Origin of the sequence: Streptomyces triticisoli, assembly GCF_003270085.1 — a bacterium.
GTDB classification, from domain to species: Bacteria; Actinomycetota; Actinomycetes; order Streptomycetales; family Streptomycetaceae; genus Streptomyces; species Streptomyces triticisoli.
On the sequence record NZ_QFDQ01000017.1, the window covers coordinates 1 to 23949 of the forward strand.

A 23949-nucleotide genomic window follows, 5' to 3' on the forward strand; every position below is an offset into this window, starting at 1 on the left:
GGCCCCGCCGCAGGGCCCGCCCGCGGATCGACCTGCGCCGGCTCGGCCGTGCCGCCCTGCTCGGCCCGGCCGCCCGCGACCGGCTGCCCGACGCCATCGGCCACGTGGCCGAGGTCCACCGCGCGTACTTCCCCGACGCCGACCTCGAACCGCTGCGCCGCGCCTACCTCCTGGCCGAGTCCTCCCACCGGGGCCAGATGCGCAAGAGCGGCGAGCCGTACATCACGCACCCCCTCGCGGTGACCCTCATCCTCGCCGAACTCGGCGCCGAGACCACCACGCTGACGGCGTCACTGCTGCACGACACCGTCGAGGACACCGACGTGACGCTGGATCAGGTCGGCGAGCAGTTCGGCGCGGAGGTGCGCTACCTCGTCGACGGCGTCACCAAGCTGGAGAAGGTCGACTACGGCGCCGCCGCCGAGCCCGAGACCTTCCGCAAGATGCTCGTCGCCACGGGCAACGACGTCCGCGTGATGTCGATCAAACTCGCCGACCGGCTGCACAACATGCGCACCCTCGGCGTCATGCGCCCGGAGAAACAGGCACGCATCGCGAAGGTCACCCGGGACGTGCTCATCCCGCTCGCCGAACGGCTCGGCGTGCAGGCCCTCAAGACCGAGCTGGAAGACCTCGTCTTCGCCGTCCTGCACCCCGAGGAGTACGCACACACACGCGTGCTGATCGCCGAGAACGCCGCGCGCCCGGACAACCCGCTCGCCGAGGTCGCCGAGCAGGTCCGCGGGGTGCTCCGCGAGGCCGATCTCACCGCCGAAGTCCTCATCAGGCCCCGGCACTTCGTCTCCGTGCACCGGGTCGCCCGCAAGCGCGGCCGGCTGCGCGGCTGCGACTTCGGGCGGCTGCTGGTGCTGGTGAACGAGGACGCCGACTGCTACGCGGTCCTCGGCGAGCTGCACACGTGCATGACGCCGGTCGTCTCGGAGTTCAAGGACTTCATCGCCGTACCCAAGTTCAACCTGTACCAGTCGCTGCACACGGCCGTCGCCCTCCCCCGGACCCGGACGGACTCGCCGGGGGAGACGTCCATGGACGGCCAGGTCGTCGAAGTCCTCATCCGCACCCACCAGATGCACAAGGTCGCCGAGGCCGGTGTCGTCGCGCTCGGCAACCCCTACGCCCCTCCTGCGGAGGAGCAGTCCACGAGCGACGGCGAGCGCGCCGACCCCACCCGGCCCGGCTGGCTCTCCCGCCTCCTCGAGTGGCAGCAGGCGGCACCCGACCCCGACACCTTCTGGTCCACGCTGCGCGAGGACCTCGCCCAGGACCGCGAGATCACCGTCTTCCGGCCCGACGGGGGAACGCTGGGCCTGCCCGAGGGAGCCACGTGCGTGGACGCCGCGTACGCCCAGTACGGCGAGGACGCGCACGCGTGCATGGGCGCCCGCGTCAACGGCCGCCTGGCGACGCTGAGCACCGTCCTGGAGGACGGCGACACCGTCCAGCTGCTCATGGGCCAGGACCCGGCCTCCGAACCCTCCAGACAGTGGCTGGACCACGCCCACACCCCGGCCGCCCGCATCGCCATCCAACGCCGGCTGGCCACGCGGCCGTCCCCCACCGAGGACGCCACTGCCGCGCCTGTTCCGGCGGTCCCGGCTTCGGGCACCGCGACGGACGCCGCTCCGGCCCCGGTCCGGGGCTCCGGTACGACCGCCGGCTCCGAGCCCCGCGGGGCGAGCGTCCTGGTCGTCGGCCAACCCCGCGTGAGCGCGCGGCTCGCGGGCTGCTGTACGCCCGTGCCGCCCGACGAGGTCACCGGATTCGCCGTCCGCGGGGGAGCGGTGACCGTGCACCGCGTGGAGTGTGCGGCGGTCGCGCGGATGAAGGACGCGGGGCGCGCGGAGATCGACGTGCACTGGGGAGACACCACCGCGTGCCGGGTCACGCTGCTCGCCGAATCGTTCGGCCGCCCCCATCTGCTGGCCGACCTCACCGAGGCGATCGCACTCGAGGGCGTCGAGATCATCTCGGCGACGGTGTCCCCGCCGACCCAGCAGCGCGTCCGCCACACGTACACCCTCCAACTCCCCGACGCCGCCGGTCTCCCGGCCCTGATGCGCGCGATGCGCAACGTCCCGGGCGTCTACGACGTGAGCCGCACCCAGCCCCAGCCGCCGGGGGACTGAACCGCACCCGCCCGTCCCCGCCCGCCTGCGCGCCCCCAACACCTCTTCCCACGGCCCTCGGTGCGGTCCGGAAGGACCCTTTCGGGTGGGTCGGGTGCGAGTCTGCGCCGTGCCGCGCACGGGCGCTGGTAGCGATGGTGCATGCCGCTCAGCCTTGGATCACGTGTCCCGCGTCGCCTGAAGGCGACCCTCCTCGCATCCGCCGTCTCCGTCTGCCTCGTCGCCGCAAGCGCCCCGCCCGCCCCCCTGGGCGTCGGCGACCGGCTCTTCCCGTACCTGGGCAACCCGGGGTACGACGTGTCGTCGTACGACCTGTCCTTCACCTATCCCGGCGACAACAGCAAGCCGCTGCGCGCCGTCACCACGATCGACGCGTGGACGACCAAGAGGCTGGACCGCGTGAACCTCGACTTCGCACACGGCAGGGTCGACTCCGTGGAGGTCGACGGCAGGAAGGCCGCGTTCACCACCGCCGGCGAGGACCTCGTGATCACCCCGAAGAACCCCCTGCCGCGCAGCAGTTGGACGCGGATCACCGTACGCCACACCAGTGACCCCGTGGCCGGGAAGAACCGCGACGGGGGCTGGGTGCGCACCGCGGACGGCCTCGCCATGGCCAACCAGGCCGACGCCGCGCACCTGGTGTTCCCGTGCAACGACCACCCGTCCGACAAGGCGATGTTCACCATCCACGTCACCGCGCCCAAGGGGTACACGGCCGTCGCCAACGGCCTGCCGGCCGGCGTCGCCCGGAACGGCGGGACGACCACGTGGACGTACCGCACCCAGCACCCCATGGCCACCGAGCTGACGCAGGTCTCCATCGGCCGCTCCACCGTGCTGCACCGCACCGGCCCGCACGGCCTGCCCGTGCGCGACGTCGTCCCCACCAAGGACCGCGAGGCGCTCGAGCCGTGGCTGGCCAGGACCCCCGACCAGATCGCCTGGATGGAGAGCAAGGTCGGCCCGTACCCCTTCGAGACGTACGGCGTGCTCGTGGCCGCCGCCGCCACCGGCTTCCAGCTCGAGACGCAGACCCTGTCCCTGTTCGAGAAGAAACTGTTCACCGACGCCGCCCACCCCAAGTGGTACGTCGAGTCGGTCATGGTGCACGAGCTGTCCCACCAGTGGTTCGGCGACAGCGTGAGCCCGCGCACCTGGTCCGACCTGTGGCTCAACGAGGGGCACGCCACCTGGTACGAGGCCCTGTACGCCGAGGAGAAGGCGAACCGGCCGATGGAGGCCCGTATGAAGGCCGCCTACGGCGCCTCCGACCGCTGGCGTGAGGCCGGCGGACCGCCCGCGCTGCCCAAGCCGCCGAAGCCCGGCCAGAAGATCGGCATCTTCCGTGCGAACGTCTACGATGGCGCCGCGCTCGTCCTGTACGCGCTGCGTCAGGAGATCGGCAAGCCGGCCTTCGAGCGCCTGGAGCGCACCTGGGTGCGCTCCCACCGGGACGGCGACGCGACCACGGCCGACTTCCAGCGCCTGGCCTCGGACATCGCCGGACGCGATCTGAGCGGCTTCTTCAAGGCCTGGCTGTACGGCGAGAAGACCCCGCCGATGCCCGGCCACCCCGACTGGAGGTCCGCGTCGCCGTCGAAGGCGGCGAGGAAATAACGCCGTGACGGGGCGGCCCGTGCCGTGCGACCATCTTCAGGACGGCACGGCACGGGACAGGGGAATCTTCCCGGGTACTCGTGCGTTGTGACCGGTGACGGAATCTCCCACGACGTAAGGACCCAATGACCTCCTCTTCTTCCTCTTCCCAGACGTTTCAGGCGTCCCAGGCCGGCAAGCGCCTGGCGCGCACCTACCCCGAAGGTCTCCGGGCCGATGCCCTGATGGAAGAGGACGTCGCCTGGGGCCACGAGTTCGACGGAGAGCGGGACGGCGACCAGTCCGACCGCTTCGACCGCGCGGCCCTGCGCCGTGTCGCGGGACTCTCCACCGAGCTCGAGGACGTCACCGAGGTCGAGTACCGGCAGCTCCGCCTGGAGCGGGTCGTGCTCGTCGGTGTCTGGACCTCGGGGACCGTGCAGGACGCGGAGAACTCGCTCGCCGAGCTCGCCGCCCTCGCGGAGACCGCGGGCGCGGTCGTGCTCGACGGCGTGATCCAGCGCCGCGACAAGCCCGACGCGGCCACCTACATCGGCTCCGGCAAGGCCGACGAACTGCGCGACATCGTCCTGCAGACGGCCGCGGACACCATCATCTGCGACGGTGAGCTCAGCCCGGGCCAGCTGGTCCAGCTCGAGGACGTCGTCAAGGCCAAGGTCATCGACCGTACGGCCCTGATCCTGGACATCTTCGCCCAGCACGCCAAGTCCCGCGAGGGCAAGGCACAGGTCGCGCTCGCGCAGATGCAGTACATGCTGCCGAGGCTGCGCGGCTGGGGTCAGTCGCTGTCCCGGCAGATGGGCGGCGGCAGCGGCGGCATCGCCACGCGTGGCCCCGGTGAGACCAAGATCGAGACGGACCGGCGGCGGATCCGCGAGAAGATGGCGAAGATGCGCCGGGAGATCGCGCACATGAAGACCGGCCGCCAGATCAAGCGCCAGGAGCGGCGCCGCAACAGGGTGCCCTCCGTCGCCATCGCCGGCTACACCAACGCCGGCAAGTCCTCGCTGCTCAACCGTCTCACCGGCGCGGGCGTCCTGGTCGAGAACGCGCTGTTCGCGACCCTGGACCCGACCGTGCGCCGGGCCGAGACCCCGACCGGCCGGATCTACACGCTGGCCGACACCGTCGGTTTCGTCCGGCATCTGCCGCACCACCTGGTCGAGGCGTTCCGCTCCACCATGGAGGAGGTCGGCGACTCCGACCTGATCCTGCACGTGGTCGACGGCTCCCACCCCGCCCCGGAGGAGCAGCTGGCCGCCGTGCGCGAGGTGATCAAGGACGTCGGCGCCACCGACGTACCCGAGATCGTCGTGATCAACAAGGCGGACGCGGCGGATCCGCTGGTGCTCCAGCGGCTGCTGCGGATCGAGAAGCACTCGATCGCGGTCTCGGCCCGCACGGGGCGGGGCATCCCCGAACTGCTGGCCCTGATCGACAGCGAGCTGCCCCGGCCGGCCGTCGAGCTCGAGGCACTTGTGCCGTACACCCACGGCAAGCTGATCGCCCGCGCCCACACCGAGGGCGAGGTGATCTCCGAGGAGCACACCGCGGAGGGCACCCTGCTCAAGGCCAGGGTGCACGAGGAGCTCGCGGCGGAACTGGCACCCTACGTGCCGGCCCCCGCGCTCTGATCCACAGCTCCACACGTTCGAGGGCCCGCCCCCTGTCCAGGGGACGGGCCCTCGGCGTGCGCCGTGTCACCGGCCGCCGTACGTCCTGCTCATGCTCTCGCCGGGCGCGGCGGTCACTGCCCGGCGAACTTCTTGCTGACCGCGTCGTACGCGCCCTTGGCCACCTCGCCCAGCCGCGGCCCCGCCAGCCAGCCCGCCGTCACCGGGCCGATCGAGGTGTTGGAGACCAGGGCGGGCTTGCCGTCCGAGCCCGTCGCGACCCAGCCGCCGCCGGAGGAGCCGCCGGTCATGGTGCAGCCGATGCGGTACATGGTCGGGTCCGAGGCGCTCAGCGACAGCCGGCCCGGCTTGTCCTGGCACTGGTACAGCCGCTGGCCGTCGTACGGCGCCGCCGCCGGGTAGCCGGTCGCGGTGACGCTGTCCACCCGCGGCACGGCCGGGGCGTCGAAGTCGACGGGCAGCGCCGCGCCGACGGTTTCCTCCAGCGACTTGCCGCTGCCGCCCTTCTCGGGCGTGACGTGGATGACGGCGAAGTCGTACGCGGCACCCTGGCCGCCGGTCGAGCCGCCCTGCCCGATCCACTGCTGGGAGGTCTGCGCCCAGTCGCCCCACCACACGCCGTACGGGGCGACCTCGTCCTTGGTGGCGTTCTGCAGCTGGGCGGAGCTTCTGCCCGCGTCGTTGTACGACGGCACGAAGGCGATGTTGCGGTACCAGCCGCCCTTCTTGCCCGCGTGCACGCAGTGGCCGGCCGTCCACACGAGGTTGGACCTGCCGGGGCGGGCCGGATCCTGGACGACCGTCGCCGAGCAGACCATGCTGCCCTCGGGGGAGTCGAAGAACACCTTGCCCGCCGTCGCCGCGTTCGCGTGGTACGTCGGCGGGACCGCCCGCGCCCTCACCGGTGCGGGAGCCGGGTCGGTGACGCCCTGGTCACCGGAGAGGTCGTTGTCGTCGACGCCCCTGTCCGGGTCCTCGGCCCGGCGCATGCGGTCCGGGTCCCACAGGTCCTTGATGATCGGGTTGATGAAGTCGCCCGCCTCGCGCAGCCAGTCGTCCTTGTTCCAGTCCTTCCAGGCGCCGTTCCTCCACTTGTCGATGTCGATCCCGCGCTCCTCGAGCTTCCGCCGGATGTCGTCCGGGACCCTGATCCTGCCGTCGCCGGGTCCGCCGTCGTCGCCGGGGGTCACGGAGGCCGCGGGCCGGCCGTCCGCACGGGCGTCCCCCGAGTCGCAGCCGGTGGCGGTGAGCGCCAGCGCCGAGGCCAGAGCGACGGCGGTCAGCACGGGGGAGGCGGTGCGGCGGGCGCCTGCCCCTCGGCGAGCGGTGAAGGACGGGCGTATGTGTCGCATGCTCTGACTCCCCCTGAAATGAACGTACTTGAAGCTTGCCGCCATGCTCTCGCGTTGACCCCGGGCCGAGTTCACACGTTTCTCACGGCGGGCTGGAACGGCACCACACACTATGCGGTCGCGGTCCGGTACGGCCGACGGTACGGCAACGGTTTCGCTACGAGCTTGCCGGTGATGTCAACCACTGAGAGCGAGCAACGGCGTTGACATCAGCAGCCCCTGAGCCCCCGGCTCCCGGACGGTCCGACGAGGTCCGCGCGCCCGCCGAGAACTGTCCGAACCGACACCTAAGAGACCACAACTCGCCCATCCCGGTGGTTTTCGCCCTAAAGTGGTGTGTCGGTATGGCTCCGGGGTTACAGCAGCTGTATGAGATCTGCGCAACGCATTCCCCCTCTGCGTTCGCTGGCCGTGGCCTGCGCCCTGAGCGGCTCAGCTCTGCTGCTGACAGCCTGTGCGAACACGGAAACGGCCAGTTCGAATGCTGCCGCGGCGGCCCCGACCAGCCCGGCCCCCGCCTCTCCTCCCGCCGAATCCCCCACCCCCTCGCTGAGCGAGGACCAGGCCGAGCGCAAGGACCTCGTCTCCAAAGCGAAGGTGACCTGGAACAAGGCAGCCGACACCGCCGTCAAGGAAATCCCCGACAGCAAGCTCGTCGATCTCGAACTGAAAGGCACTCCTCGCCATATGACCGCCTCACCGGGCACGGCCGGCACGGGCACGCCGGCTCCGGCTCCCTCGCCGGGCGCCCCGGAGTGGGAGGCCAAGGTCGCCGCCGCCGACGGCACCGTGCACCAGGTCGACATCGACGCGGTCGGCGGAAAGGTCCTCCGCAGCCAAGTCGAAGCGGACCAGGACGCGGACGACAAGCGCAAGGTCGCCGACCGGCTGAGCAAGGCCCGCCAGACACCGGAGCAGGCCGTCAAGGCGGCTACCGACAGGGCCAAGGGCACGGTCACCGGTCTCGAACTCGACGAGACCGACAACCAGCAGCTCGTCTGGTCCGTCGACGTCGTCAACACCGACAACTGGCACAAGACGACCGTCGACGTCGACGCCGCCAACGGCAAGGTCGTGCGCGAGCACACCGACCGCGACTGAGCGCCGACGCAGCCCGCCCGGCACCCACCGCCGGGCGGCCCGTCCTCCTCTGCCTCCCCTCCACGGTCGATGACCACAGCAGCCTCGCCACGGCGAAGGCCGCCCCGACGGGAAGGCCGCCGTCCGCGCGGCCTTCCCGCGGTGGACGGCAGTCTTCTCCGCCCCTGCCGCCCACCTGGGGACGGGCCGGAGCGGCAACGGTCCGCCACTGCAACGATCTTGAGTCTGCCCGTAACCGCGCGGTCGGTCCGGGGTTGTAGCGGTGGGGGACCCGCTGCCTGCGTCCGGGGCTCCTGTGCCGCGGGCGGCGACACGCCCCGACAGCGGGAGGCCGGCGCCTTGGATCAGTGGGTCGCCGGCGCCTTGGGACAGCGGGAGGACAAGGAGCCGTGACCGTGACGGATTCTGCGCCCGGAGGCTGCGCGACCGCGGGGGCGCGCGCCGCGCACGAGGGGATTCTGCGGCGCCAGTCGGCGCGCGAGTCGGCGGCGCGCACCTATGCGCGGGCCCTGCCGATCGTGCCGGTGCGGGCCCGCGGGCTCACCATCGAGGGTGCGGACGGCCGCCGCTACCTTGACTGCCTCTCGGGAGCCGGCACCCTCGCCCTCGGACACAACCACCCCGTCGTCCTGGAGGCCGTCCGCAAGGTCCTCGACTCGGGCGCGCCCCTGCACGCCCTCGACCTGGCCACACCGGTCAAGGACGCCTTCGTCACCGAGCTGTTCCGCACCCTGCCGTCCGGGCTCGCCGACCACGCGCGCGTGCAGTTCTGCGGCCCGGCCGGTACGGACGCGGTGGAGGCCGCCCTCAAGCTCGTCCGGGCCGCCACCGGCCGCAGGACCATCGTGGCCTTCGCCGGCGCCTACCACGGGATGACCGCGGGAGCACTCGACGCCTCGGGGCACGCCGCCGACGTACGGGTCGCGCGCCTGCCCTACCCGCAGGACTACCGCTGCCCCTTCGGCGTCGGCGGCGCCCGCGGAGCCGAACTCGCCGCCCGCTGGACCGAGTCCGTGCTGGACGACCCCAAGTCGGGAGTGCCGCTGCCCGCCGGGATGATCCTCGAACCCGTACAGGGCGAGGGCGGGGTGATTCCCGCGCCCGACCACTGGATGCGGCGCATGCGGCAGCTCACCGCGGAACGGTCCGTCCCGCTGATCGCCGACGAGATCCAGACGGGGGTCGGGCGCACGGGCACCTTCTGGGCGGTGGAACACAGCGGCGTGACACCGGATGTGATGGTGCTGTCCAAGGCCATCGGCGGCAGCCTGCCGCTGGCCGTCGTGATCTACCGCGACGACCTCGACGTCTGGGGTCCCGGGGCCCACGCGGGAACCTTCCGCGGCAACCAACTCGCCATGGCCGCGGGCACCGCCACCCTGGCCCACGTCCGCGAGAACCGCCTCGCCGAGCGCGCGGCGACCCTCGGCTCCCACATGCTGTCCCAACTCCGCGACCTGGCCCGTCACTTCCCCTGCATCGGCGAGGTGCGCGGACGAGGCCTGATGATCGGCCTCGAACTGGTGAACCCGGAGGAGGAGCCGAAGCGGGACGGTGACGGGGAGACGGGGACGGTGCCGGCGGAAGACGGCGCGGTGGTGCCCGGGGGTCCTCCGCTGCCGTATCCGCCGGAGCCGACAGAACCCGCAGCCCCCGGCCGGGGCGCCACGGGAGCGGCGGCGGCCCGCTCCCGCGAGCCTCGCCCCGCCGCCCCCGAACTCGCCGCCGCCGTACAACGCGAATGCCTGCGGCGTGGCCTGATCGTCGAACTCGGTGGCCGTCACGCCAGTGTCGTACGGCTCCTTCCCCCGCTGACGATCACCGACGAGCAGGCCGCCGCGGTGCTCGACCGGCTGGCCGACGCGGTGGACGCGGCGGCCCGCGGCCACGTCGGCCGAAGCGGCGGGGAACGCGGCCCGCGCCAGGGGCAACCGCGACCCGCCGGAGCCGCTGAGGGGGCGGGGTAGCGCACGGCGCTCGCGACGACTGAGCGGATGCGCCGGGGCGGGCGGCTTCGAGGGACTGCCGGCACCCGCCCCCACCGGCCTGACCCGGTGCGAGCCGCCGAGCCGACGCATCGGCACATCGCCGCCTCACCCCGCCGTACCCCGACGACCTGAACCACCCCCACGAGGAGCCGTCTTGAACGTCATCCCCGCACCCCACGGCCTCTCCCAGCCCCACGACGCCACCGAGACCGTCCCCCACCAGCCGAGAAGGACCTCGCCCGCCCAGCGCCAGGACGCTCCCGCGGATCCCCTGGAGCATCCCGACCCTCTGGAGCACCCCGACCCTCTGGAGCACCCTGACCCCCACACCGCCGCCCAGGCCGCGACCGTGGAGAACCTCCTGCGCTGCTGGGTGCGCGAGACCGGCAGACCGGACCCCGGCAACGGCCCTCTCGTCGTCCCCCTCCCGGCCAGCGGTACGGCCCTGCTCGTTCCGGTCCGCCACTGGTCCCCGACGGGCTGGCACCGCTTCGGCCTCCCGTACCTGGCCGACGCCCCGCAGGACGCCCCGCCGGCCGACGCCGCCACCGTCGCCGCCCTGCTCGTCCGGGAAGCACCCCTCGCCCGGGAAACCCCCACCGGCGCGGGTGCCGACGCCGTCGACCTCGTCGCCCGTGTCGCCGATTCCGTCCGCCGCACCGCCCTCTTCCTCAGCGACCGCCGGCACCGTCCCGCGGAGGGCCCCGACCTCTTCCTCTCCGCGGAACAGGCCCTCCTTCTCGGACACCCGCTGCATCCGACCCCGAAGAGCCGAGAGGGCCTGTCGGAAGCCGAAATCCACCCCTACTCGCCCGAACTGCGGGGTTCCTTCCCGCTGCACTGGATGGCGGTGGCCCACTCCGTACTCGCCACCGACTCCGCCTGGACCGAGCGCGGCCGGCCCCTACCCGCCGAACGGCTCACGGCTCGGCTCGCCGGTGCGGGACTGCCACTGCCCGACGGGTACGCCGCCCTGCCGCTGCACCCGTGGCAGGCGCGGGAGGTACGGCACCGCGCGGGCACGGCGGCGCTGCTGGACGCGGGACTCCTCCGTGACCTGGGCCCCCACGGCCCTGCCTGGCACCCCACCTCCTCCGTACGCACCGTCCACCGCACCGGCGCCCCCGCCATGCTCAAACTGTCGCTGGGCCTGCGCATCACCAACTCCCGCCGTGAGAACCTCCGCAAGGAACTGCACCGCGGTGTCGAGGTCCACCGCCTGCTGCGCAGCGGCCTCGCCCAGCGGTGGCGTGAGGCGCACCCCGGCTTCGACATCGTCCGCGACCCGGCCTGGCTGGCCGTCGATGACCAGGACGGATCCCCGGTGCCCGGGCTGGACGTGATGATCCGGCACAACCCGTTCAGCCCGTCGGACGACGTCTCCTGCGTCGCCTCACTCGTGGCACCCCGGCCGTACCCCCGAACCGGCGCGGCCGTGGCCATGCGGTCCCGCCTGGCCGAGGTCGTCGCACGCCTCACCGCCCGCACCGGGCGCCCCCGGGGAGCCGTCGCCGCCGAGTGGTTCCTGCGCTACCTCGAACAGGTGGTCCGCCCCGTGCTGTGGCTGGACGGAGAAGCCGGAGTCGCCCTGGAGGCCCGGGGGCGCCGAGTGGTTCCTGCGCTACCTCGAACAGGTGGTCCGCCCCGTGCTGTGGCTGGACGGAGAAGCCGGAGTCGCCCTGGAGGCCCACCAGCAGAACACGCTCCTCCTGCTGGACGTCGACGGCTGGCCCGCGGGCGGCCGCTACCGCGACAACCAGGGCTACTACTTCCGCGCCTCCCGGCACGCGGAACTCGACGCCCGGCTGCCCGGGATCGGCGGGCGCAGCGACACCTTCGTCCCCGACGACGTCACCGACGAACGCTTCGCCTACTACCTCGCCGTCAACAACGTCTTCGGCCTCATCGGCGCCTTCGGCTCCGGGCGGCTCGCCGACGAACGGCTGCTGCTGGCCGCCTTCCGCCGCTTCCTCGGCGCTGCCGCCTCCGGACCCGCACGCACGCGCTCCACCCTGCCGGCCCGGCTGCTCGACTCCCCGGCCCTGCGCTGCAAGGCCAACCTGCTGACCCGGCTGCACGGTCTGGACGAACTCGTCGGCCCGGTCGACACCCAGTCCGTCTACGTCACCATCGCCAACCCCCTGCACCTGTGACCCGCACACCGACTCCCGTCTCCCGCAGACCCGTTTTCCGAGAGGAGCGCGCCATGCCTCCCACCGACGCCGACGCCGCCACCGGGCACGCCCCCACCACCGCTGCCGGTCCCCAGCCGGCCAAGGCGGACACCGACGGCGAGGACACGCTCGACCTGCGGCTGCCCGACGACTTCGGCGCACTCTTCGCGGAGGTCACCGAAACCGGCACCGCCGCCAGGGCCGACCTTCTCGGCGGCGTCGGCGACTGGGGCGCCACCGCCACACCCGTCGGTGCCTTCCAGCTGCTCCCGGTCCGGGTCGAGCGGGACCTGCCGGTGATCAGCCGTTGGATGAACGATCCCACCGTCGCGGAGTTCTGGCAGCTCGCGGGAGACCAGGGCGTGACCGAGGCCCACCTGCTCGCGCAACTCGACGGCGACGGACGCAGCGTCCCCTGTATCGGCCTGCTGGAGGGCAGGCCGATGAGCTACTGGGAGATCTACCGGGCCGATCTCGATCCGCTGGCCCGCCACTACCCGGCCCGGCCGCACGACACCGGTGTCCACCTCCTGATCGGCAGCGTCGCCGACCGCGGGCGAGGGCTCGGCAGGGCCCTGCTCAGAGCCGTGGCCGACCTGGTACTCGACCGGCGCCTCACCTGTGCCCGCGTCGTGGCGGAACCCGACCTTCGCAACGCGCCCTCCGTGGCCGCTTTCCTGAGCGCCGGTTTCCGGTTCGCCGCCGAGGTCGACCTGCCCGCCAAGCGGGCCGCCCTCATGATCCGGGACCGGTCCTTGCGTGAGGTGCTGTGACAGCGGACCGAGACGTACTCAGCGCCCGGATCCCCGCCTTGACCGCACGTCTGTCAGTGCCGGGCCGTAGGGTGGTCGCGCTATGACGAAGCCCTCCCTCCCCGAACTCCTGCACGCCGCCGTCACAGCCGTCGGCGGTACGGAGCGCCCCGGCCAGGTGACCATGGCCCAAGCCGTCGCGGACGCGATCGACGACGGCTCGCACCTGCTGGTCCAGGCCGGCACCGGCACCGGAAAGTCCCTCGGCTACCTCGTACCCGCGCTCGCCCACGGGGAGAGAGTGGTGGTGGCCACCGCCACCCTCGCCCTGCAGCGCCAGCTCGTGGAGCGCGACCTGCCGCGCACGGTCGACGCCCTGCACCCGCTGCTGCGCCGCCGCCCGGAGTTCGCGATGCTCAAGGGCCGGTCGAACTATCTGTGTCTGCACCGCCTGCACGAGGGCATGCCGCAGGACGAGGAGGAGGGGCTCTTCGACCAGTTCGAGGCGGCCGCGCCCACCAGCAAGCTGGGCCAGGACCTGCTGCGGCTGCGCGACTGGGCCGACGAGACCGAGACCGGCGACCGCGACGACCTCACTCCCGGCGTGTCCGACCGGGCCTGGGCGCAGGTGTCGGTCTCGTCCCGGGAGTGCCTGGGCGCCTCGAAGTGCCCCTACGGCGCCGAGTGCTTCGCCGAGATGGCCCGTGAACACGCCAAGCTCTCCGAGGTCGTCGTCACCAACCACGCGCTGCTCGCGATCGACGCCATCGAGGGCGCGCCGGTCCTGCCGCAGCACGAGGTGCTCATCGTCGACGAGGCCCACGAGCTGGTCTCCCGGGTGACGGGCGTGGCCACCGGCGAGCTCACGCCCGGCCAGGTCAACCGTGCGGTGCGCCGTGCCGCGAAGCTGGTCGACGAGAAGGCCGCCGACCAGTTGCAGACCGCCGCCGAGGGCTTTGAGCGGCTGATGGAGCTCGCCCTGCCCGGCCGGCTGGAGGAGATCCCCGAGGATCTCGGCTACGCGCTGCTGGCGCTGCGGGACGCCTCCCGCAACGTCATCTCGGCGCTCGGCGCGACCCGTGACAAGTCCGTCCAGGACGAGGACGCCGTCCGCAAACAGGCGCTGGCCTCCGTGGAGAACGTGCACGGCGTGGCCGAGCGCATCAGCAACGGCTCCGAGTGGGACGTCGTCTGGTACGAGCGCCACGAGCCCCGCGGCGGAGCCGCATATCGACACAGCGGAGCCTCCCTGCGCGTCGCCCCCATGTCCGTGTCGGGCCTGCTGCGCGAGAAGCTCTTCGCGGACCGGTCCGTCGTCCTGGCCTCCGCGACCCTCAAGCTCGGCGGCGACTTCAACGGGGTCGGCGCCTCCCTCGGCCTGGCTCCGGAGGGCACGGAGGGCGACGACGTACCGCAGTGGAAGGGCATCGACGTCGGCTCGCCGTTCGACTACCGCAAGCAGGGCATCCTGTACGTCGCCAAGCACTTGGCGCGCCCCGCGCGGGACGGCGACCGGGGGGACATGCTGGACGAGCTGACGGAGCTCGTCCAGGCGGCGGGCGGGCGCACGCTCGGTCTGTTCTCCTCCATGCGGGCCGCCCAGCTCGCCGCGGAGGAGCTGCGCACCAGGATCCCCGAATTCCCGATCCTGCTCCAGGGCGAGGAGACGCTGGGCGAGCTGATCAAGAACTTCGCGGCGGATCCGCGGACCTGTCTGTTCGGCACGCTGTCCCTCTGGCAGGGCGTCGATGTCCCCGGGCCCAGCTGCCAGCTGGTCGTCATGGACAAGATCCCGTTCCCGCGTCCGGACGATCCGTTGATGAGCGCGCGCCAGAAGGCGGTCGAGGACGCCGGCGGCAACGGGTTCATGGCGGTGGCCGCCACCCACGCGGCGCTCCTGATGGCCCAGGGCGCCGGGCGTCTCGTACGGGCCTCGGGCGACCGGGGCGTGGTCGCCGTACTGGACCCGCGCCTGGCGACGGCCCGGTACGGCAGCTATCTGAAGGCGTCGCTGCCCGACTTCTGGTGCACCACGGACCGCAACCAGGTACGCAAGTCGCTGGCCGCCATCGACGCGGCGGCCGGGCAGGCCGAGGACGAGTGACCGCGGGGTGGCCCGGCCCGGCGTCGGGTCGGGCCACCGGGCCGGGCCGGACCACCCCGCCGTCAAAGCGCGGCCGCACAGCACAGGGCCCCGGAACCGGCGCAGGGGTCCCGGGGCCCGATCAAGGGGCGGGCGGGCGTGGCCCACCCGCCGCGGTGGTGGTCACACGCGCCGCAGCACCGCGACCACCTTGCCGAGGATGGTCGCGTCGTCGCCCGGGATCGGCTCGTACGCCGCGTTGTGCGGGAGGAGCCAGACGTGGCCGTCCTCGCGCCTGAAGCGCTTGACGGTGGCCTCGCCGTCGATCATCGCGGCCACGATGTCGCCGTTCTCGGCGACCTGCTGGCGGCGGACGGTGACCCAGTCGCCGTCACAGATCGCGGCCTCGATCATCGAGTCACCGACGACCTTCAGGACGAACAGCTCGCCGTCGCCGACCAGCTGCCGGGGGAGGGGGAAGACGTCCTCGACGGACTCCTCGGCGAGGATCGGCCCACCGGCGGCGATCCGGCCGACCAGCGGGACGTAGGACGCGGCCGGCTTGCCCACCGTGTCCGCCGGCTGCAGCGTGGCGGCCTGGTCCGAGCCGCGCACCTCGTACGCGCGCGGGCGGTGCGGGTCACGGCGCAGGAAGCCCTTGCGCTCGAGCGCCATCAGCTGGTGTGCGACCGAGGAGGTGCTGGAGAGGCCGACGGCCTGCCCGATCTCCCGCATGGACGGCGGGTACCCGCGCCGCTGCACGGAGTCCCTGATGACTTCGATCACCCGGCGCTGCCGGTCGGTGAGGCCCGAGCTGTCCGCCCGGATGCCTGGAGGTCGGCCCGGCAGGGAGCGCTTGGGTCCCTCGGGATTCGTGGCTTCGTTCATCGCATGCACCGGCTCGAGTCGGCCCGGGGAGCGGTCCTGGGCAGTGATGGTGGCACTGTCTGCGGTGGTGGTCACGTCGGCCCCTCTCGGTGGTCTCCCTCCGGCACAACGGTAGTTGCTTTCGAAAGGTTGCGCCAAACACACGTTCGAGTGAAAAAATGCGGAGTAACTGACTTGATCATGTGCCTGGATGTATGGCCTTGCGGCACCTGACAGGCGGAAGGGCCGACTGCTGTACCCTTCACCGCCGGAGTGGCGACCTCGTGGGTTACCGCCCCGGTCTGCCGTCCGGCGTCCCGTCGGCCGGACACCGGCGCCCGTCCGCCCGGCGGACCCACGCGTCCTCCGTGCGGCGCCCACGGTATCTCCGCACGTGCTCCAGTGGTACGCCCTGTGCACCGGCGTGTTTTCCCTGGTGATGCGGGAAGGTGGCTCATGGTCGCGTCCACGCCGCACGCGTGAATCCCTGCGCCTGGAGAGCCGATCCCCACATCTAGTGGTTGGATGGCTACAGCAGCCCACAGGTTGTGTTCCCCCGGGTCTTCGGCCCGCTGATCATCGCCTATGCTGGGGGCTGCTTCGCGGGGCCCCTGAGACCCGGCGAGGCCATTGAGTCTGCTGTGAGGAGGGTTGGAGTCCATGCACTGCCCCTTCTGCAGGCACCCCGACAGCCGCGTGGTCGACAGTCGTACGACGGACGACGGCACGTCCATCCGCAGGCGCCGCCAGTGCCCTGACTGCTCCCGTCGGTTCACGACCGTGGAGACGTGCTCGCTCATGGTGGTCAAGCGGTCCGGAGTCACCGAGCCGTTCAGCCGTACCAAGGTCATCAACGGTGTGCGCAAGGCGTGCCAGGGACGTCCTGTCACCGAGGACGCGCTCGCCCAGCTCGGCCAGCGGGTCGAGGAGGCGGTGCGCGCCAGCGGAAGCGCCGAGGTGGCCGCCCATGAGGTGGGGCTCGCCATACTCGGCCCCTTGCGGGAGCTCGACCTCGTCGCCTATCTGCGGTTCGCGTCCGTCTACCGGGCGTTCGACTCGCTCGAGGACTTCGAGGCCGCCATCGCGGAACTCAGGGAAGAGGCGCAGCGCCCCGTCGCACAGGACGGCGATGGCACGGGCGCGGGGAGCCAGGAAGACGACCGCGGGCGCGGAGGGACGGCTGAGGTCCCGGCACCCGCGAGCGCCGCCGACTGATCGGCAGGCCGGCCCGGACGGCGTGTCCGGACCCGGCTCAGCAGCGGCGAGAAAGACCGGTCGCGGGCGGCAGCGAGGGTGCCCGCGAGGCCAGACAGAACACCGTGCTCCGGAACAACAGGGGCACTTCAGGGCGTTTTCGCCCGTACAGGGAGGCGGCATGACAGAGACGGCGAGTGGTCCGGCACGAGGTTCCCGAGCCAAGGGCGCCAAGGCCGGCAAAGGGCTGCGTATCGAGCGCGTCCACACCACCCCCGGCGTACACCCGTACGACGAGGTGGCCTGGGAGCGCCGTGACGTCGTCATGACCAACTGGCGCGACGGCTCGGTCAACTTCGAGCAGCGCGGCGTCGAGTTCCCCGACTTCTGGTCGGTGAACGCGGTCAACATCGTCACCAGCAAGTACTTCCGCGGTGCCGTCGGCACCCCGCAGCGCGAGACCAGCCTCAAGCAGCTGATCGACCGCATCGTGAAGACGTACCGGAAGGCCGGCGAGGACAACAAGTACTTCGCCTCGCCCGCCGACGCCGAGATCTTCGAGCACGAGCTGGCCCACGCCCTCCTCCACCAGATCTTCAGCTTCAACAGCCCCGTCTGGTTCAACGTCGGAACGCCCCAGCCACAGCAGGTCTCCGCCTGCTTCATCCTGTCCGTCGACGACTCCATGGAGTCGATCCTCGACTGGTACAAGGAAGAGGGCATGATCTTCAAGGGCGGCTCCGGCGCCGGCCTGAACCTCTCCCGCATCCGCTCCTCCAAGGAGCTGCTCTCCTCCGGCGGCAACGCCTCCGGGCCCGTCTCCTTCATGCGCGGTGCCGACGCCTCCGCCGGCACCATCAAGTCCGGTGGCGCCACCCGCCGCGCGGCCAAGATGGTCATCCTCGACGTCGACCACCCCGACATCGAGGACTTCATCGAGACCAAGGTCAAGGAGGAGGAGAAGATCCGCGCCCTGCGCGACGCGGGCTTCGACATGGACCTCGGCGGCGAGGACATCACCTCCGTCCAGTACCAGAACGCCAACAACTCGGTCCGCGTGAACGACGCGTTCATGAAGGCCGTCGAGCAGGGCGGGAAATTCGGTCTGCGCGCCCGTATGACCGGCGAGGTCATCGAGGAGGCCGACGCCAAGGCTCTCTTCCGCAAGATGGCCGAGGCCGCCTGGGCCTGCGCCGACCCGGGCATCCAGTACGACGACACGATCAACCACTGGCACACCTGCCCGGAGTCCGGCCGCATCAACGGCTCGAACCCCTGCAGCGAGTACATGCACCTGGACAACACGTCCTGCAACCTCGCCTCGCTGAACCTGATGAAGTTCCTCAAGGACGACGGCAAGGGCAACCAGTCCTTCGACGTCGAGCGCTTCGCCAAGGTCGTCGAGCTGGTCATCACCGCGATGGACATCTCCATCTGCTTCGCGGACTTCCCGACCCAGAAGATCGGCGAGAACACGCGCGCGTACCGCCAGCTCGGCATCGGCTACGCCAACCTCGGCGCCCTGCTGATGGCGACCGGCCACGCCTACGACTCCGACGGCGGCCGGGCGCTGGCCGGTGCCATCACCTCCCTGATGACCGGCACCGCCTACAGGCGCTCCGCCGAACTCGCCGCGGTCGTCGGCCCGTACGACGGCTACGCCCGCAACGCCCAGCCGCACCTGCGCGTCATGAAGCAGCACGCCGACGCCAACGCCACGGCCGTCCGCATGGACGACCTGGACACCCCGGTGTGGGCCGCCGCCACCGAGGCCTGGCAGGACGTGCTGCGCCTCGGCGAGAAGAACGGGTTCCGCAACTCGCAGGCGTCCGTCCTCGCGCCGACCGGCACCATCGGCCTGGCCATGTCCTGCGACACCACGGGTGTCGAGCCCGACCTCGCGCTGGTCAAGTTCAAGAAGCTGGTCGGCGGCGGCTCGATGCAGATCGTCAACGGCACGGTCCCGCAGGCCCTGCGCCGCCTGGGCTACCAGGAGGAGCAGGTCGAGGCGATCGTCGCCCACATCGCCGAGCACGGCAACGTGATCGACGCCCCCGGCCTCAAGCACGAGCACTACGAGGTGTTCGACTGCGCCATGGGCGAGCGCGCCATCTCCCCGATGGGCCACGTCCGCATGATGGCCGCGATCCAGCCGTGGATCTCCGGCGCCATCTCCAAGACGGTCAACATGCCGGAGTCGGCCACCGTCGAGGAGGTCGAGGAGATCTACTTCGAGGCGTGGAAGCTGGGCGTCAAGGCGCTCGCCATCTACCGCGACAACTGCAAGGTCGGCCAGCCGCTCTCCGCCAAGAAGAAGGACGCCGCCCAGGAGAAGGCCGAGGAGACCGCCGCGGTCGGGCCCAAGGCCGAGAAGGTCGTCGAGTACCGCCCGGTCCGCAAGCGCCTGCCCAAGGGCCGGCCCGGCATCACCACCTCCTTCACCGTCGGTGGCGCCGAGGGCTACATGACGGCCAACTCCTACCCGGACGACGGTCTCGGCGAGGTCTTCCTGAAGATGTCCAAGCAGGGCTCGACCCTCGCGGGCATGATGGACGCCTTCTCGATCGCCGTGTCGGTGGGCCTGCAGTACGGCGTGCCGCTGGAGACGTACGTCTCGAAGTTCACGAACATGCGCTTCGAGCCGGCCGGCATGACCGACGACCCGGACGTGCGGATGGCGCAGTCGATCGTCGACTACATCTTCCGCCGCCTGGCGCTGGACTTCCTGCCCTTCGAGACGCGCTCCGCGCTCGGCATCCACTCCGCCGAGGAGCGCCAGCGCCACCTCGAGACCGGCTCCTACGAGCCGACCGACGACGAGCTCGACGTCGAGGGCCTGGCCCAGTCGGCGCCGCTGCAGACCGACCTGAAGGCGGTCGCCGCGCCGAAGACCGAGGCGGCCCAGCCCGCCCCGAAGCAGGCGCACACCAGCGCGGAGCTGGTGGAGATGCAGCTGGGCATCCAGGCCGACGCCCCGCTGTGCTTCTCCTGCGGTACGAGGATGCAGCGGGCCGGCTCCTGCTACATCTGCGAGGGCTGCGGCTCGACGAGCGGCTGCAGCTGACCTGGCGGACCGACAGCGGGGCGGGGGGCGCCGGCCGTGGACCGGCGCCCCCTGCCCGCACCGGCTACGACAGGTGCGCGCGACCCATCGCGCGCGTGAAGGTCTCCGGGTCGCCGTCGAAGGCGTACAGGCCGGGGCGGAAGCCCCAGGCCCCGGAGGCGTCCCGTGAGAACTCCGCGACGGTGGCCGCCGTCGCGCCGGGCACTGCGCCGAAGTCGTCCTCGGCGAGGACGGTGTGGCCCGCGCGGACGCGCAGTCCCGGCCTGAGCACGTCGGCGAAGGTACGGCGTGCGGGACGCTGCTGGATGACGATGCCGACCACCACGCGCGCGTACCGGTCGTCGAGCCGGCCGAGTTCCAGCGTCATGACCTCGTCCCATCCGAGGCCCAGGCCGTCCCTGCTGTCCCGGTCGAGGTGGATGGTGCCGTCGGGGGAGCGGCTGCCGAAATGCACCACGTACGCCGGATCGCCGTACGGGTCGCCCGCCCGGTAGGCCGCGGCGACGACATCCAGGTCGGTGGGCGGACGCCCCGCCGGACTCGGATCCCACTTGAGCGCGACCTCTGCCTCGAGGATCCCCTTGCTGAGCCCGCTCACGGAACTCTCCCTTCCCCGGACCCGTGCGCCCTCCTGCCTCAACTTCCCGTACATGGGCGCTCGTTGTCCATCGTGCCACGTGCGCGGGGACGCTTGCGCGGGCGCTGTCCCCAGGAGCGTGACCGGCGCCACGCTCCTGGGCCTTACCATGGCGCGGTGCTGGTCAAGTGGATTCGCTGCACCGTGGTGGACCGCCGGGGCTTCGAGCGGGGGCAGCGAAAGTGGGCGGGGCTTCTGGGGGAGCCGGGGTTTCGGGGGCAGGGCGGTGGGTGGAGCCGGGGACGACCGGACGTGGCGCACATCTTCGCCTTCTGGGAGAGCCGTGCCTTCTACGACTCCTTCATGGCCCGCTCCCACGACCGGCTGGCAGCGGCCCAGGCCGGTACCTTCAAGGACGCCCAGGCCCGGCTGTTCGACCACCGGTTCGACGTGAAGACGGGCTTCGAACCGCGCTTCGAGGACGCCGACCTGCTGCGCGTGGCCCTCTGCCGGGTGCACGAGGAGCGTGCCGAGCACTTCACGCTGATGCAGGAGAAGATCTGGAACCCGGCGATGGCCGGCTCGCCCGGCATGGTCCGCGGCCTGTTCGGCGAGGCCCCGGGCAACGAGTTCCTGGTGCTGTCGATGTGGCAGTCCTCCGCCGAGCACGGCAAGTACCGTACCGAGCGCGTGGAGCGCCTGGCGCTGCGCGCCCGGACGGAGGCCGACGTCGCGGCGCTCACGGGCGACATCGTGGAGCTCGAGAGCACGTGGACGGTGTGACCTGTGCCGTACGCGACCACCTGGACTCCTCGATCGGCCGTCACTCGATCTAGTGTCTTGGCATGGCACGACCACGGCGCATCGTCCTTGTCCGGCACGGGGAGTCAACGGGCAATGTTGATGACTTCGTGTACGAGCGCGTACCCGACCACGCGCTCGCGCTGACCGAGCGGGGCCGGCGGCAGGCCGCGGAGACGGGCAAGGCACTGCGGGAACTGTTCGGACGGGAACGCGTGAGCGTGTACGTCTCCCCCTATCGCCGCACCCTCGAGACCCTCCGCGCCTTCCAGCTGGACCCCGACCTCATACGGGTGCGCGAGGAGCCGCGGCTGCGCGAACAGGACTGGGGCAACTGGCAGGACCGCGACGAGGTACGCCTGCAGAAGGCCTGCCGGGACGCCTACGGGCACTTCTTCTACCGCTTCGCCCAGGGCGAGTCCGGAGCCGACGTCTACGACCGGGTCGGCAACTTCCTGGAGAGCCTGTTCCGCAGCTTCGAGGAACCCGACCACCCGCCCAACGTGCTCCTGGTGACCCACGGGCTGGCGATGCGGCTGTTCTGCATGCGCTGGTTCCACTGGACCGTCGCGGAATTCGAGTCGCTGTCGAATCCGGGGAACGCCGAGGTGCGGACACTCGTTCTCGGGGACGACGGCAAGTACACGCTGGACCGCCCGTTCGACCGCTGGCGGGAGCCGGAACCCTACGGGACCACCGGATGGAGTGGCTGAACGATGACCCCTGACCCCTCGCCCGGCGGGCGTCTGGGGCGCGCCCTCGCCGACGTGCGCGGACTCGCGGTGGGGGACGCGCTGGGCTCGCAGTTCTTCGTGCCGGTGAACCACCCGCTGCTCAAGCGCCGCGAGCTGCCGTCCGGCCCGTGGCAGTGGACGGACGACACGGAGATGGCCTGCTCGGTGGTGGCCGTGCCGGCCGCCCACCAGCGCATCGACCAGGACGCGCCGGCCCGGTCGTTCGCCCGTCACCACGACTTCGACCGGGGGCACGGCCCCGCGGTCAGCCGGCTGCTGCGCCTGGTCCGGGAGGGCGGCGACTGGCGGGAGACGGCCGCCGCGCTCTTCGAGGGGCAGGGGTCATGGGGCAACAGCGCCGCGATGCGCATCGCCCCGCTGGGCGCCTGGTACGCGGACGACCCGGAACAGGCCACCCACCAGGCCGAGATCTCGGCCCACCCCACCATCAGCACCGCGAGGCCGTCGTGGGCGCCATGGCCGTCGCCGCGGCCGCCGCGCGGGCCGCCGCACCCGGAGGCCCGCCGGGTCCGGAGGCACTGCTCGACGGCGTCGTCGCCCTCGTCCCGGCCAGGAGTGCCGTCGGCGCCGGTCTGCGGCGCGCCCGCGACATGCTCGACTACGGCGACGCGGCCACCGTCGCCGCGGTGCTGGGCTGCGGACGGCGCACGACCGCCCATGACACGGTGCCCTTCGCGCTCTGGTCGGCCGCCCGGTGCCTGGAGGACTTCGAGGAAGCGTTCTGGACGACGGCGCGGGCCGGCGGCGACGTCGACACCACCTGCGCCATGGTCGGCGGTGTGCTCGCCGCGGGGAAGGCGGGGACTCCACCGGCCGAGTGGGTCGAGCGCACCGAGGCGCTGCCGGAGTGGGTGCCGAGATCCCTGTAACGGGTCGGGACGCTTGCACGACCAGGGTGTTGCGGCGGGATCCGGGCAGCGTACGCTAAGGGCGCCATGCCGTACGAACCACCCACTCACACCGTCGAGCGCTCCCTCAGAGCCACGACCGGAGCGAAGGTCATTGCCGGTGTCGACGAGGTGGGGCGCGGCGCGTGGGCCGGCCCCGTCACCGTCTGCGCGGCGGTCACCGGACTGCGCCGGCCCCCCGCAGGGCTCACCGACTCCAAGCTGCTCACCGTCAAGCGACGCACCGAACTCGACGTGGAGCTGCGGAAGTGGGTGACCGCGTACGCCCTCGGGCACTCCTCCGCGGAGGAGATCGACGACCTGGGGGTGACGGCCGCGCTGCGGCTCGCGGCGGTGCGCGCGCTGGAAGGACTGCCGGTCCGTCCGGACGCCGTCATCCTCGACGGCAAGCACGACTACCTCGGCACCCCCTGGAGGGTCCGTACGGTCGTCAAGGGCGACCAGTCGTGCGTGGCCGTCGCGGCGGCCTCGGTGATCGCCAAGGTTCACCGCGACAAAATGATGGCCGAACTGGGTATCGACCATGCAGACTTCGGTTTCGCGGCCAACGCCGGATATCCGTCGCCCGTGCACAAGGCCGCACTGGAGGAACGGGGACCCACCCCGTACCACCGGCTGTCGTGGGCGTATCTTGATGCGCTGCCCCGGTGGCGGCATCTCAAGAGGGTCCGAGTCCGGGCGGACGGAGCCGCTTCGGAGGTCGAGGGCCAGCTCGGCTTCGACTTCTGATCGTTCCGCTCGCCCCGATGTGGCACCCGCCCACGCGAGCCGCACCAGTGTTTGATAAAAATCAGCTCATGCCTCTCATTCCCGAGGAGCCTCAGATTCACGAGAGTGCCCAGGGTCCCCGCGCCACTCCGGCCGCCGGCCGCACCGCGCCGACCCCTCGTCCCGTTCCCGGCCCCCGCCCCGCGGCCCCGCCGCGCCCCGGC

General features: G+C 71.8%; 15 protein-coding genes and 2 pseudogenes. 14 read left to right on the forward strand and 3 right to left on the reverse strand.

Features of this window, described 5'->3' with window-relative positions; genetic code table 11:
• From DEP02_RS03620 to hflX, 3 genes are all read left to right on the forward strand, one after another.
• Positions 1-2147: RelA/SpoT family protein (locus DEP02_RS03620; RefSeq protein WP_232838938.1), on the forward strand; the 2147-nt coding region annotated here is incomplete at its 5' end.
• 141 nt (positions 2148-2288) lie between these two features.
• Positions 2289-3767: a M1 family metallopeptidase gene (locus DEP02_RS03625; protein ID WP_112465860.1), complete on the forward strand. Its 1479-nt coding sequence runs from the start codon at positions 2289-2291 to the stop codon at positions 3765-3767.
• Positions 3768-3892: 125 nt separating this feature from the next.
• Positions 3893-5401 carry a GTPase HflX gene (gene hflX / locus DEP02_RS03630; protein ID WP_112465861.1) on the forward strand — a complete coding sequence of 503 codons (1509 nt, stop codon included), beginning with the start codon at positions 3893-3895 and terminating at the stop codon, positions 5399-5401.
• Positions 5402-5514: 113 nt separating this feature from the next.
• Here hflX and DEP02_RS03635 read toward each other — a convergent pair whose 3' ends face one another.
• On the reverse strand, positions 5515-6753 hold the full coding sequence (locus DEP02_RS03635; protein ID WP_112465862.1) for a trypsin-like serine peptidase: 1239 nt from the start codon (positions 6751-6753) through the stop codon (positions 5515-5517).
• A gap of 369 nt (positions 6754-7122) precedes the next feature.
• Here DEP02_RS03635 and DEP02_RS03640 point away from each other — a divergent pair, with 369 nt between their 5' ends.
• The 5 genes and pseudogenes from DEP02_RS03640 (at position 7123) to DEP02_RS03660 (ending at position 14872) form a co-directional block, all read left to right on the forward strand.
• A complete protein-coding gene (locus tag DEP02_RS03640; protein WP_112465863.1) occupies positions 7123-7854 on the forward strand; it encodes a PepSY domain-containing protein in 732 nt (243 codons plus the stop codon).
• Positions 7855-8243: 389 nt separating this feature from the next.
• On the forward strand, positions 8244-9821 hold the full coding sequence (locus DEP02_RS03645; protein ID WP_112465864.1) for a diaminobutyrate--2-oxoglutarate transaminase family protein: 1578 nt from the start codon (positions 8244-8246) through the stop codon (positions 9819-9821).
• A 175-nt stretch (positions 9822-9996) separates the two neighbouring features.
• Positions 9997-11995 (forward strand): annotated as a pseudogene (locus tag DEP02_RS03650) (IucA/IucC family protein).
• Positions 11996-12048: 53 nt separating this feature from the next.
• Positions 12049-12789, forward strand: coding sequence for a GNAT family N-acetyltransferase (locus DEP02_RS35245; RefSeq protein ID WP_112465865.1), 741 nt, complete (start codon positions 12049-12051; stop codon positions 12787-12789).
• 82 nt (positions 12790-12871) lie between these two features.
• Positions 12872-14872: an ATP-dependent DNA helicase gene (locus DEP02_RS03660; RefSeq protein WP_112465866.1), complete on the forward strand. Its 2001-nt coding sequence runs from the start codon at positions 12872-12874 to the stop codon at positions 14870-14872.
• A 162-nt stretch (positions 14873-15034) separates the two neighbouring features.
• On the opposite strand, the gene lexA is transcribed toward DEP02_RS03660, so the two are convergent.
• Complete coding sequence (gene lexA / locus DEP02_RS03665; RefSeq protein ID WP_112465867.1) at positions 15035-15814, reverse strand: transcriptional repressor LexA; 780 nt, start codon at positions 15812-15814, stop codon at positions 15035-15037.
• 564 nt (positions 15815-16378) lie between these two features.
• On the opposite strand from lexA, the gene nrdR reads away from it, so the two are divergent.
• Positions 16379-16933: a transcriptional regulator NrdR gene (gene nrdR / locus DEP02_RS03670; protein WP_112465868.1), complete on the forward strand. Its 555-nt coding sequence runs from the start codon at positions 16379-16381 to the stop codon at positions 16931-16933.
• Between the two features lie 160 nt (positions 16934-17093).
• Entirely contained in the window at positions 17094-19976 is a 2883-nt protein-coding gene (locus tag DEP02_RS03675; protein ID WP_112465869.1) for a vitamin B12-dependent ribonucleotide reductase, read from the forward strand.
• Positions 19977-20040: 64 nt separating this feature from the next.
• On the opposite strand, the gene DEP02_RS03680 is transcribed toward DEP02_RS03675, so the two are convergent.
• A complete protein-coding gene (locus DEP02_RS03680; protein ID WP_438947721.1) occupies positions 20041-20628 on the reverse strand; it encodes a TerD family protein in 588 nt (195 codons plus the stop codon).
• A 102-nt stretch (positions 20629-20730) separates the two neighbouring features.
• On the opposite strand from DEP02_RS03680, the gene DEP02_RS03685 reads away from it, so the two are divergent.
• The 4 genes and pseudogenes from DEP02_RS03685 (at position 20731) to rnhB (ending at position 23746) form a co-directional block, all read left to right on the forward strand.
• The gene (locus DEP02_RS03685; protein WP_112465871.1) at positions 20731-21336 is read left to right on the forward strand and encodes a YdbC family protein; all 606 of its coding nucleotides are present in this window, start codon (positions 20731-20733) and stop codon (positions 21334-21336) included.
• A 62-nt stretch (positions 21337-21398) separates the two neighbouring features.
• Complete coding sequence (locus DEP02_RS03690; protein ID WP_112465872.1) at positions 21399-22067, forward strand: histidine phosphatase family protein; 669 nt, start codon at positions 21399-21401, stop codon at positions 22065-22067.
• A 3-nt stretch (positions 22068-22070) separates the two neighbouring features.
• Positions 22071-22978 (forward strand): annotated as a pseudogene (locus DEP02_RS03695) (ADP-ribosylglycohydrolase family protein).
• A 66-nt stretch (positions 22979-23044) separates the two neighbouring features.
• The gene (gene rnhB, locus DEP02_RS03700; protein ID WP_112465873.1) at positions 23045-23746 is read left to right on the forward strand and encodes a ribonuclease HII; all 702 of its coding nucleotides are present in this window, start codon (positions 23045-23047) and stop codon (positions 23744-23746) included.
• Positions 23747-23949 lie beyond the last annotated feature (203 nt).

What these genes read in the sequence shown, in the direction of transcription:
- DEP02_RS03625 (WP_112465860.1), top strand. Translation starts at nt 2,289, where the DNA reads ATGCCGCTCAGCCTTGGATCACGTGTCCCGCGTCGCCTGAAGGCGACC.
- DEP02_RS03680 (WP_438947721.1), bottom strand. Translation starts at nt 20,628, where the DNA reads ATGTACGGGAAGTTGAGGCAGGAGGGCGCACGGGTCCGGGGAAGGGAG.
- rnhB (WP_112465873.1), top strand. Translation starts at nt 23,045, where the DNA reads ATGCCGTACGAACCACCCACTCACACCGTCGAGCGCTCCCTCAGAGCC.
- DEP02_RS03675 (WP_112465869.1), top strand. Translation starts at nt 17,094, where the DNA reads ATGACAGAGACGGCGAGTGGTCCGGCACGAGGTTCCCGAGCCAAGGGC.
- nrdR (WP_112465868.1), top strand. Translation starts at nt 16,379, where the DNA reads ATGCACTGCCCCTTCTGCAGGCACCCCGACAGCCGCGTGGTCGACAGT.
- DEP02_RS03660 (WP_112465866.1), top strand. Translation starts at nt 12,872, where the DNA reads ATGACGAAGCCCTCCCTCCCCGAACTCCTGCACGCCGCCGTCACAGCC.
- DEP02_RS03690 (WP_112465872.1), top strand. Translation starts at nt 21,399, where the DNA reads ATGGCACGACCACGGCGCATCGTCCTTGTCCGGCACGGGGAGTCAACG.
- DEP02_RS03640 (WP_112465863.1), top strand. Translation starts at nt 7,123, where the DNA reads ATGAGATCTGCGCAACGCATTCCCCCTCTGCGTTCGCTGGCCGTGGCC.
- DEP02_RS03635 (WP_112465862.1), bottom strand. Translation starts at nt 6,753, where the DNA reads ATGCGACACATACGCCCGTCCTTCACCGCTCGCCGAGGGGCAGGCGCC.
- DEP02_RS35245 (WP_112465865.1), top strand. Translation starts at nt 12,049, where the DNA reads ATGCCTCCCACCGACGCCGACGCCGCCACCGGGCACGCCCCCACCACC.
- hflX (WP_112465861.1), top strand. Translation starts at nt 3,893, where the DNA reads ATGACCTCCTCTTCTTCCTCTTCCCAGACGTTTCAGGCGTCCCAGGCC.